This window comes from candidate division KSB1 bacterium (assembly GCA_022562085.1).
Classification (GTDB): Bacteria; Zhuqueibacterota; Zhuqueibacteria; order Oceanimicrobiales; family Oceanimicrobiaceae; genus Oceanimicrobium.
Genome location: JADFPY010000110.1, coordinates 1 through 12359, shown reverse-complemented (window position 1 = coordinate 12359; position 12359 = coordinate 1). Strand labels below are relative to the sequence as shown.

Here is a 12359-nt window from a genome sequence, read left to right as displayed (position 1 = left end):
ATTCACAAATTGTCGCTGCATTAATAACAGGACTAGCACAACAACAGGGCTTGGAAGATTTGGGGGTTGGAGTAGTACAAACAGACCAAGATCCAGTTCCAGGCGAAATAACTGGTGCCTACCGTAACTTTGGCGATATCGATTTTTGGGGAATTGATGTCTCGCTACACTTCTTAGCAAGTAGTCGCTTGAGCTTTTTTAGGAATGCATCTTATGTCAGTGACGACTTTTTTGACGATACAGAGTTGGGTGAAACAGACTCCGGTTTATTTCAAGCTTTGAACGCAACAAAATTCAAGGTCAAAGGCGGGTTCAGTTACAGCATTCCCAAAGGCTTTACTTTCAATGCCTCCGGCCGTTACACCAAAGCATATCCGGTTGCTTCCGGTCCCTATATTGGCGGCTTGCCTATTACAAATTTCAGAGACATTGGCGGTCTGGAGAATTATTTCTTACTCGATGTCGGCGCAGGCTTCGATTTCAGCCGGGCGGCCTCTGGTCTGCGCCTGGACTTCACGGTACAAAATGTTCTGGACAACAAGCATCGTGAATTCATCGGCGCTCCGCAAATTGGCAGGTTGGCTTTGGCACGGTTCACATACTCCAGATAGAATTACAATCTAGCTAAAAATAAAAACTCCCGGCCTTTGGTTAGGTCGGGAGTTTTTTTTATGTTGGAAACAGATATCTCTACCCTGTCTTTGCGAGCGGTTTCCAGCGAAGCAATCTCCTTTTACCTGGAATCAGCAGATTGCTTCGTCGCAGAGTTTATCCTGAGCCTGTCGAAGGGCTTCTCGCAAAGACGTTTTTTTATTTTCACAAAGTCGACATCCGGCTCAAATCCTGTGTCCATTGAATGAGGAACAAAGCTTTTTTGAGATTCAAAATTATTTGAGTATTGACCCGTTGAATCTATCAGCTAATAAAATCTTTGGCTAATTCAAATTGAATGTTGTATATTGACACGCAAAAGTTTTCAATGAAAACGCTTAATGGTATTTATGATCAGACCGGGATTTCAATTTGCGCTGACCTCGTTTTTCATTTTAAATGGATGCGGCGCTGCTGACAGCAACAAAGATACAAATTTGGATAACTTATTTACTGACGTGACAGAACAAGTCAATTTGAATTTTATACATGATCCCGGTGTAGATAGCAGCTATTTCATGCCGGAGAGTATTGGCTCCGGATGTGCTTTTACCGATTATGACAACGACGGCGATCTAGATATTTACCTGGTGAATGGTGCACAGCATGGCAAAAGCAGCGCCACTGATCTTCCTTTAAGAAACCGGCTGTTTAGACAGGAATCTAATGGAACGTTTTTGGATGTCACGGAAACATCCGGCCTTGGGGATAGAGGCTACGGCATGGGCGTGGCTGTCGGTGATATTGACAATGATGGTCACGTCGACGTGTATGTTACAAATTATGGCCCTGACGCGCTCTATCACAACAACGGTGATGGCACCTTCGCAGAGATTACCCTACAGGCGGGAATTGACAATCCGCACTGGGGATGTTCTGTGGTTTTTTTTGATTATAATTTAGACGGCTTTTTAGATTTATATGTTACCAACTACGTCGCTTATGACTCCCCGGAGAATTGTATGGACAGATCGGGGCGCCGAGATTACTGCGGTCCGGGCGGTTTCTTCGGGGTGCCCGACGTTCTCTATCACAATAACGGCGATGGAACATTTTCTGATATCTCCATCAAATGCGGAATTGCTCAAGGCTCTTCAAAAGGTTTGGGCGTAGTAAGCGCGGATTTTAACGGGGATCTTTTTCCAGATATCTATGTCTCAAATGATGGAGAGGCAAACCACTTGTGGCTCAATCAAAAAGACGGCACATTTAAGGACCAGGCGCTGTTGCTGGGAGCAGCGCTAAACGCTATGGGGCGCGCAGAAGCAGGCATGGGAATCGCGTTAGGAGATATCGACAACGATAACGACATAGATTTGTTTATCACTCACCTCAGAACCGAAAGTAACACTTTGTACCGGTTTCTTGGAGATTACGGTTTTCAAGATGACAGCTCGCCCGCAGGATTGGTGGGCGCGAGTCTTCCCTACACTGGCTTTGGAACCGGATTATTTGATTTTGACCACGACGGTGACCTGGACCTGGCTGTTGCCAATGGTAGGGTTAGTAGAGCCAGGCTGTTGAAAGCAAATAACTCCGGCTATTGGGACTATTATGCAGAGCCGAATCTCTTATTTGAAAATGAAGGCGACGGAAAATTCCGTTGGCTTGATAAAAACGAATCGGAATTTTGTCGGCTAATAGAAAATAGTCGCGGCTTGGCTTTTGGCGATGTCGACAATGATGGAGATATTGATTTATTGCTCGCAAACGAAGGTGGCGTTGCACGTCTATTTCTCAATGATTTAAAGAGGAAAGGCAACTGGCTGATCGTTCGCGCACTTGATCCCGTTTTACAAAGAGACGCCATCGGGGCCAGGGTTTCCGTGCTGGTCTCCGGCAGACAGCTCAGCCGGCTAATTTCTCCCGGCTACAGTTTTCTTTCCAATAACGACCACAGGGCCCATTTTGGTCTGGGTGAGGACACTTCGGTCGACCGACTCGAAGTTGAATGGCCGGGCGGAACCACCGAAATTTTTGCAGGTGTAAAGGCCAACCAAATAATTACTCTCAAGAAAGGCCAAGGCCGCAGACTAGGGAAATGAAACAAGTCTCTCAAAATGAAAAGGCAGGGGAAACAGTCGATCGAAAATTCCCGATATATCTAATAGTCATAATATCAATTATTGGTGTCACTATTGCAGGTTTCGTACTTTACAAAACTGTATATTTGCCCCGTTCGTTGTTAGCGGTACTTCCGGATCCAGACCTGACTGGAGTAGAGGATCAAGTTGCGGAAGAAATACGAAAGCGCCGCGTAGCCGTAAAAAAAAATCCCGGTTCCCCCGACTCCTGGGGAAAGTTGGGAATGATACTCGACGTGCACGATTTTAAACAAGACGCCATTCCTTGTTATAAACAGGGCATAGCTCTAAATCCAAATGAATTTCGCTGGTTCTATTTCTGTGCAATCGTTCTAAACGAAATACGCTCCCCGGGGGCTCTTGATTTTTTTGAAAAAAGCAATCAATTAAACCGACATTATCCCCCGCTGCATGTGCGGTACGGGCAGGCACTTCTTAACGCCGGCCGCCTGGAAAATGCTTCTCAAACTTTTCGTCGCGCAATCAGCCTTGATTCAACCTCCTCTCATGCCTACCTTGGCCTGGCAAAAATAGCATTTTCAGAAGCCAAGTTACAGGCAAGCCTGGAATTTCTGAATAAAGCGGTGGAACTCAAACCGGAACATCGAGAAGCTCACGGAATGCTGGCTGATGTGCTACGGCGACTTCACCGCACAGAGGAAGCTGCTAAAGAGGTACAAACAGCACGGCACTTGCCGCAAGACTTACGACTGGTCGATCCGGTTTACGAAAAATTGGAGGCGCAAGGAATGAGTGCAGTTTGGTATAGAGATCGCGGCTTCGCGCTTCAGGCGCAAGGCCGACTCGATGGAGCCCTGGAACAGTTCCGAAAGGCGATGGAATTAAAACCGGACCCTGAAGGGCACATTCATGTCGGGGATCTTTTAAGCCAGCTCGGCCGATACGATGAAGCTGGGAGTCAATATCGCACGGCGATTTCTCTCGCCCCGAATTACGTTATCTCTTATAACAATCTGGGCGAAGCACTTTTCAAGTCAGGTCGCGCGGAGGAAGCTATGGTATGGTTTGAAAAGTGCTTCAGACTTGACCCGCAATTTCCAGATGCCTATCTCAACCTTGGTGCCATTCATATGCAACTTGATCGTCCTGCTGCAGCGATTTCAACTTTTCGCCGGGGATTAAAAAACACAAGAGGCTTTTTGCCGATTGTGAATCGTCTGGCGTGGTTGCTGGCAACCGGCCCGGACCCATCATTGCGAAACGCTCGCGAAGCGGTGAATTTGGCTAAAACTGCATGTGAAAAAACAAAATATTCGGATCCTGAATCTCTTGATGTTCTTGCAGCCGCTTACGCTGAATCGGGAGATTTCAAAAGAGCAGTGGATTTAGCTCGTAAGGTACACGGCATGACGGTGTCCTCAGAACGGCAGGAATTGGCCAAGCAAATTCAATCGCGGCTCAATCTGTATCTTGCAAAGAAACCCTATCATAGCAAATAAATTCACTGGTAATTATAGGGAACATCCCGCAAATATAACGCAGTTTCAAAACATCTTATGTTTGCCCACGTCAACAATTTCAAACCTTGCTTTGCGTCCTCGCTTTTGCATTGACACTTTATCCGTGACTTGAACTGATAATTCATAGTAGCCTGGAGTCAATTTTGATATGTCCATCTCGAATTGCTCCTTCGACATCCTTTGGTAGGCGTCAAAATTAAAAGACAAGGAAATACTTTCTTTTTTTTCCTTCTTTTTGCCCCTAAGTCTGGCCACTTCGAAATCAATGCTGTAATGCGCCACGCCATCTTCATCAAAATAAAGGTGGTATATTTCAAAATAGATTTTTAATAAATCAGTGGCCAAAATTCGACTACTGGGAACGAGCGGGAAGGGCAGGCTTTTGGATTCCAATTTGCCTGGGCTGGATACTCCGATAAGTAAATCACTTAATTCCAGTAACTCATGGGAGGCGGAGAGCGGACTCGGGCTTGGCACATTTGTTTTCCCCAGAGCAATTATCTGTGGAGGTGTATCAAACTCGCCTGCTGGAGCGGCTTTGCTGGTGATTAGGGAGTTAAAAACTTCTGTCACAAGCGTAAAGTCACTTTGTAAATCCTCATGGGGCAAAATGAATGTGGATATGTTGTCATCCCCCGATTGCAGCGCTTCATTCAGGCGGCGAATTTCGTTGTGGTTCCTGTCGTATGCAATCACAGTATGGGTGACCGAATAATCTGGGAAATTTTTCTCATCACTCGTCTTGATGTAATCCATTCTGATTTGAGGATAAGACAATGTAATTAGAGCAATATTAGGAAGACCCTCCTCATTTAAAAATCTAAATGGGCTGACTAACATTTTTACTTTTGAAATGGTTTGGTCAAAACTGGATTTCTCAGGTGGAGCAAAAGCGGTTAGCGGATTAAATATATCTGCTGTCTTAAAGTTCTGTCTTTTCATGCGAAATGAACTATTGATAACTAGAGGAGATTTGCCGCTAGCCAACGTATCCCAGATACGCTCAAGTTCGTTATATCTATCTTCAAAATCCGGACGCAGATGCATTAATTCACTGTAATAGACCGATTGTAAAACAGCTCCTGGCGAAATCCCCCCGGTCTTGTTCGAACTTGTACGCAAAAAAGCTCTGCCTGGGATAAAATCCTCAACGCCATTTCGAAGACCATACAAACCGATTCCCTCATGATTCCCGAACATGTAAGAAATGGGTTCATCCGTATTCAACGAATGATAAAACCAGATTTCATAGTCCGGATAATTGTTGTACCGGTCAATTTCACGCAATAAAAAAAGCTGATCTCCGGCTCTTTGGAGCCCCCTGGAGTTACGCCTAGGGTCACCAGTAGCAGTCTCAGCCTCTATCAAAAAGTCAGTCCAACGCTTGAAGGATCCCCGTCTGCTTCCCAAACTTCCCCTTGCCATACGTTCCGGCTCACCGTATTTTACATATATTAAACCTCTATCATCCGTGCCGTATACCGTATTTTTGCCATTCCTAAAATTCTTACGGGCATGAGCAATGCGCTGCCAATGTTCCAGCAACCGCTCATTCGTTGCAGTAGTTGGGGTCGGATCTTTTCATCGGCGGACGAACAATCCCGGGTCGCTACCCTGAGCCCGCATCCTCAAGATTATATTTTAATGAAAACGGCATCTTCAAAGTTGATTCTTTGAATACGCAAAACTTGCAAAAGGTCGGCTTAGTCTCCGGAGCTGTTTTCAGCGATATTGATTCTGATGGCGATGTAGATCTCATTCTTGCTCTTGAGTGGGGACCGGTTAAGGTATTTCAAAACAGTAAGGGCAGATTCACAGATATAACCAAAGAGTTGGGTTTAGATCGGTATCATGGCTGGTGGCACGGCGTAACAACCGGCGATCTAAATGAAGATGGTAAACTGGATATAATCGCAACCAACTGGGGATTGAACAGCAAGTATGAGAATCGTTATGAGGAAGGATATCCCCTACAGCTCTTTTACAGCGATTTTGATAATAATGGCACCCTGGATATTGTAGAAACGTATTTTTATCTCGACAAAAAAACAATCCTTCCGCAGCGACCCCTTCTTTCCATGCTTCGCGCAATGCCGCATCTTGCCATGCGCATACCGGATAATAAAAAGTATGGTCGTTCAAGTGTTCCGGAGATCATCGGGCCCAAGCTGAACAAAGCCGGAAAACTCAAAGCAAACACCCTGGCTCACATGGTTTTTCTTAATCGCGGCGACCATTTTGAAGCTGTGGAAATGCCAACCGAGGCACAATTTGCGCCAGCGTTTTATGTCGGTGTTGCGGATTTTGATGGTGATGGGCATGAGGATGTTTTCATCAGCCAGAACTTTTTTGCATCACATCATGAAACACCCCGCTCAGATGCAGGCCGGGGACTCTGGATGAAAGGCGACGGTAGCGGAGATTTGGCAGCGATACCCGGGCAGCACTCAGGAATCAAAGTATATGGCGAGCAGCGTGGTGCGGCGCTTAGCGATTTTGATCACGACGGCCGGGTCGATCTGGCTATATCCCAGAATGGCGCCGCCACAAAACTCTATCGTAATGTTGGCGCAAAACCAGGTTTGCGCATTCGCCTGGCCGGACCAAAAGGAAATCCAAATGGAGTCGGAGCAACAATTCGGTTAGTTTATGAGGATGGTTTCGGTCCGGCGCGGGAAATACATTTGGGTTCCGGTTACTGGTCCCAAGATTCGATGGTGCAAGTCATGGGGGTTCGTGAGCATCTAAAAGGAATCCTGGTGCGTTGGCCCGGCGGAAAAATCACTGAATCAGAAATTCCTCGCAATGCAGAAAAAATCACTGTTGATCTTAATGGTAAATTAGTTATAGAATAATCGCTGACGCAGAAGTATTTAGTTTAATGAATCACACCAAAAACCTAACTCTCACTCAGAAAATCTTAATTGCCGCCAGCTTGTTGGGATTCATTTTTATCGCAGTTCAGTTTTGGCCAAAACAACCCATCAAGTGGCAAGAAGAAGCTGGTTATCGCTGGGCTGATCTCCCCCCTCTCAAAGCTGGGAAGCCCGGCTTTACTTTATTACCTCCCTCTAAAACTAAAATCACTTTTTCCAACCGCCTCACCCAGGAACAAATTGGAGAAAATCGGTTTTTACTGGGCGGCTCCGGAGTGGCAACCGGTGATGTAGACGGTGATGATTTAGTTGATGTCTATTTTGCCTGTTTGGATGGCCCAAATGTTTTATACAAGAACCTGGGTGACTGGAACTTTAAAGATGTGACTGAGGAAGCAGGAGTTGCTTGTCCGGATCGATTTTCAAACGGCGCTACATTTGCAGATATTGACGGAGACGGTGATCTTGATCTATTGGTCACTGCACTGGGTGGACCAAATGCGTGTTTTCTAAATAATGGTAAAGGAAAATTTACAGAAGTTACTGAATCCGTGGGTCTCACATCAAATCAAGGTAGCACCTCAATTGCGCTAGCTGACATCGACGGTGACGGAGATCTGGATCTTTACATGACAAATTTCAAAAAGAAGTCCGTCGAATACCTTTATCCACCCCATGAAAGAGCGCCTCATCGTGTTACCAAAAGAGTGGGTAAAACATTCCAGGTTGTACCAAAATTCAAAGAGCACTACCGTGTCGAGATAATTGCTGACCGGCCTGTCTTACTAGAAAATCCCGAGCCTGATTTTTTATATCTCAATGATGGCGCCGGGCATTTTAAGCGGGTTTCGTTCACCGATGGAAGATTTGTAGATGAAACAGGAAAACCCTCCTCTGAACCCAGGGACTGGGGGCTTTTAGTGAGATTCCAGGATATGGACAACGATGGAGACCCCGATATCTATGTTTGTAATGACTACTGGAGTCCGGATCGAATTTGGATTAACGATGGTCAGGGTCATTTTCAAGCAATAGACAAACTTGCAATTCGGCATACCAGCAAGTTTACAATGGCAGTTGATTTTTCCGATATTGACAGAGACGGCGATCTGGATTTTTTGCTTATCGATATGTTGGCTCAGGATCATCAAAGGCGCATGCAGCAAATGGGCACTGACAGCCAGCAAATTCCCGCTGTGATCGGAAAATTCGACGACAGGCCGCAAATTAAGCGCAACACTCTTTTCTTAAACCGCGGTGACAACACTTATGCGGAAATCGGTCAGTTTAGCGGCGTGCACGCTACGGAATGGACCTGGTCAACCCTTTTTCTTGATGTTGATCTTGATGGCTATGAAGACATCCTGGCAACAAACGGACAATTGCACGACTTCGAGGACGCTGACACCAATGATCGCGTTCAGCGGCTTTCTGATTTTGGGTATGATTATCGCAAGCTGGCGACATTATACCCAAATTACTTGACCCCAAACTTAGCCTTTCGAAATAAAGGCGATTTAACTTTCGAAAATGTCAGTGAGCAGTGGGGGTTTACCGTACCCGATGTTTCCTGGGGGATGGCACTTGCAGACTTTGATAATGATGGCGATTTGGACATTGCCACAAACAGACTTGATAAACCAGCGGGAATCTACCGAAATGAGTCAAATGCTCCACGGGTTGCCGTACGCCTTAAAGGGCTCCCAGTAAACTCACAAGGCGTTGGCGCCAAAATTCGGGTTCTGGGTGGACCCGTTCTGCAGAGTAAAGAGGTTATCTGTGGTGGGACTTATCTTTCCAGCTCTGATCCGCTCGCTGTCTTCGCGGCTGGCAGCGCTGAAAATGACCTCACAATTGAAGTAACCTGGCGAAATGGAAATATCAGCCAAGTAAAGAATGTTATACCAAACCGTATTTATGAGATCTTTGAACCCACGGTCGTGGCAAATGGCAAATCACACGCAGCAATCGACTCAGCCTCCCTTCCATCTCCCTATTTTGAAGATGTAAGCCATCTTATCAATCACATACATCACGAAGATGTCTATGATGATTTTAAGCGGCAGCCGCTTTTACCAAATCGTTTGAGTCAATCAGGACCCGGAGTAGCGTGGTATGATCTCGACGGCGATGGTGACGATGATCTGGTCATCGCATCCGGAAAAGGTGGACAACTCTCCTGTTTCATAAATCAAGGAGGAGAGTTTAAAAAAAGTTCAGAACCTTTTTTAAATAAAATTTCGCTAAATGACCAAACAACAGTACTCGGTTTTGCTAAAGGCAAAGGTACCTCGTCGCTGATTATTGGTCACTCAAATTTTGAAAACAGCAAGTCCGCTAATTCATTTATTCAGCAATACGAGTTCAAAAATGGTCAAGTTGAATCGATCAGTAAAATACCTTTCAACAGCTCCAGCATCGGGCCTCTGGCACTTGCAGACACGGACGGTGACGGTGACTTGGACCTCTTTGCTGGCGGGAGAACCGTACCCGGTCGTTATCCTGAAGCCGCTTCATCGCTTTTATTCAAAAACAAAAATGGAAAATTTACAACGGACGAGCAAAATCGTAAACTTCTTGAAAAGATCGGTATGGTCACCGGCGCCGTCTTCAGCGATATTGATGCGGATGGGGACCCGGACCTTTTGCTCTCGCTTGAATGGGGAGTTATCACAGTTTTACTCAATGAGAATGGCATTTTCAGAAATGCAACCGATGAACTTGGTTTAAGCAAATATTTTGGCTGGTGGAACGGCTTAACCACCGGGGACTTTAATGAAGACGGTAAACTTGATATTGTCGCAACTAACTGGGGACTGAACGACAAATTTGGTCTTTTGAAGATTCAGCCAATGCGAATCTATTTTGATGACTTTGATAACAATGGAATAATGGATATTATTGAAGCTTACCTGGACTCAAAATCAAATACCTGGGTGCCCGGGCGCGGTTTAAATGATCTTGCTAAACCATTGCCGCTTGTAAAAACACGGGCGCCAACCCACACGAAGTTTGCAAGCAGCACTTTAGAAGAGATTATTGGGCCCGGCTTGGAACTGGCTGCTTACCTGCAGGCAAACACGTTTGCTCACATGCTTTTTATTAACAAAGGAGACCATTTCGAGGCCAAAGCCCTGCCGGATGAAGCGCAATTTGCGCCGGCTTTTTACGTTGGCGTTTCTGACTTCGATGGCGACGGTCACGACGACGTCTTTTTAAGCCAGAATTTTTTTAGTACAAACATGGCAACACCGCGCTCAGACGCTGGTCGCGGTCTCTGGCTAAAAGGGGATGGCACTGGAAATTTCATATCGATGCCTGGCCAGGAAACGGGTATTAAAGTTTATGGCGAGCAAAGGGGCGCTGCGCTTGGAGATTATGATCGTGACGGCCGGGTTGATCTTGTTGTGACACAAAACGGCAGCGCCACGAAGCTTTATCGGAACACGGGCGCCAAACCCGGCTTGCGGGTTCGATTAATTGGCCTGAAAGGAAACCCTCTCGGAATCGGTGCATCCATTCGAATAATTTATAAAAATGGTCCCGGACCTGCACGTGAAATTCATGCCGGTTCAGGTTACTGGTCTCAAGATTCCGCCGTGCAAATTATGGGGCTGCGCGAAAAACCAGTGGGCATTTCGGTGCGCTGGCCGGGCGGCAAGGTCACTAACTCTGATTTACCTAAAAAAGTGCGTGAAATAACTATCGACTGGAAAGGGAATATTTCTGTTTTAGATTAACCGGGCTCTCCTACTCATTTGTTTTCCCAATCGAATCACGATTTAATTCATTCATCTAAGCCTGCCCATTTTGAAAAATTTTTGCTTCACTAAATATTTTGATATTATTGGGAAACTTTAGTATATTTAATCTCTAAATTCCTACTCTAATAATAGTTTGTAATGAAAATTAGAAAGAAAAAAGAAAACCGCGACCTTCCTTCCATACTCTCATCGCGACTGAAAATACTCTTAGCGACTGCGCTGGGGTTAGCTATATTTATGCTCGCTAACACACTCTATCTCATAACCAATCGCGTCTCAGACTCGCTCGATTGGCAATTTTTTGCAGCAGGAAAAACCTCGCTGCCACACTTTTTTCAAGTGATGATTCTCACCCACACAGGGGTTGGATTGCTTCTCGTGACCCTGTTCTTCGCATTTGCAATTGTACACTTACCAAAAGTCTGGCGGCGGCACCACCGCTCAAGCATCATTTCTGGAAGTTTATATGTTTTAGCGGGACTCATTCTCCTGGTCACCGGCCTATTTATTTTATCAGAGGCTGCAAGCCGTGACAACCGGTGGGCCTGGTGGGTACACGTCGCTTGTGCGGCTCTTGCTCCAGCAGGATATATTGTTCACCGGTTGGTCAGTTATGCCAAACCGGTTAAGAGAAACTTTTTCAAATACTCCATTGCCGTGCTTGCAGTAACCGTCATTTTGGGGGTATTTCATGGTTTTACTAATCGTGGCATCGTGAGAACTCAGGAAGCGCAACTGGCTCTTGAGACAGGGCTGCATAAAGGCCCGGGTGCAAAAAGTCGAGTGGTTAGTGAATTTCTGGATTCGAAGTTTGTCCCCCTCGGCTTTGTGCCGCCAGCGAGTCCATTTTTCCCGTCCGCGGCAACCACAACTACCGGCGGTTACTTGCCGTCCCGAATTATAACTCGTGGAGATTTAGGGATACAAGATTCGCTTAAAACTGAAATAGACAAATTTGGTTTTGTGAAAAACACTAAAATCGGCGCCGAAACCTGTGAGCGCTGTCATGCCGACATTGTTGAACAGTGGGCGACTTCAGCTCATCGTTTTGCCTCATTTAATAATCCTTTCTACGAAGCGACGGTTCAGGATCTCCGTAATCATTCAAATGTGCCCAACACCTTTATCGAAGAACATATCAAAAAATTTCCTGAAACTCGAAACAGAGTCGGCATGGTGAAGAGCAAGTGGTGCAGCGGGTGTCACGATCCGGCGCTCATGCTTGCCGGAAAAATGAACCAAAAAGTAGATCGCACCAGCCCGGAAGCACAAGCCGGATTGACCTGCCTTTCCTGCCATGCAATCGACCATATTCATAATAATACCGGCAACGGCAACTACAATATCGCGGACGAACAAGAAGACCCGTATTTATTTGCAAACGCTGCTACCGGCACGATCGGTGCTTTTTTACATGACACAGCTCTGAAGGCGAAACCCACCGTTCACAAGCGGCAAATGTTAAAACCATTTTTTAAGACGAGTGAATTCTGCGCTACTTGC

At 45.9% G+C, this 12359-nt stretch carries 7 protein-coding genes; 6 read left to right on the top strand and 1 reads right to left on the bottom strand.

Annotation, left to right across the window (positions count from 1 at the left end):
- The 3 genes from IH879_11000 to IH879_10990 all read left to right on the top strand — a co-directional run.
- The coding region (locus tag IH879_11000) for a hypothetical protein (GenBank protein MCH7675465.1) at positions 1-611 on the top strand (611 nt) is incomplete at its 5' end.
- 381 nt (positions 612-992) lie between these two features.
- Positions 993-2696 carry a CRTAC1 family protein gene (locus IH879_10995; GenBank protein ID MCH7675464.1) on the top strand — a complete coding sequence of 568 codons (1704 nt, stop codon included), beginning with the start codon at positions 993-995 and terminating at the stop codon, positions 2694-2696.
- Entirely contained in the window at positions 2693-4195 is a 1503-nt protein-coding gene (locus IH879_10990) for a tetratricopeptide repeat protein (protein ID MCH7675463.1), read from the top strand. The genes IH879_10995 and IH879_10990 overlap by 4 nt, the downstream gene beginning before the upstream one ends.
- A 45-nt stretch (positions 4196-4240) precedes the next feature.
- Here IH879_10990 and IH879_10985 read toward each other — a convergent pair whose 3' ends face one another.
- Positions 4241-5761 (bottom strand): hypothetical protein, encoded by a 1521-nt coding sequence (locus IH879_10985; protein ID MCH7675462.1) that lies wholly within the window; start codon positions 5759-5761, stop codon positions 4241-4243.
- A 20-nt stretch (positions 5762-5781) separates the two neighbouring features.
- Between IH879_10985 and IH879_10980 the strand changes: the two genes are divergently transcribed.
- The 3 genes from IH879_10980 to IH879_10970 form a co-directional block, all read left to right on the top strand.
- On the top strand, positions 5782-7071 hold the full coding sequence (locus IH879_10980; protein MCH7675461.1) for a CRTAC1 family protein: 1290 nt from the start codon (positions 5782-5784) through the stop codon (positions 7069-7071).
- A gap of 26 nt (positions 7072-7097) precedes the next feature.
- Positions 7098-10832, top strand: coding sequence for a VCBS repeat-containing protein (locus tag IH879_10975; protein ID MCH7675460.1), 3735 nt, complete (start codon positions 7098-7100; stop codon positions 10830-10832).
- A gap of 162 nt (positions 10833-10994) precedes the next feature.
- Positions 10995-12359: hypothetical protein (locus IH879_10970; GenBank protein MCH7675459.1), on the top strand; the 1365-nt coding region annotated here is incomplete at its 3' end.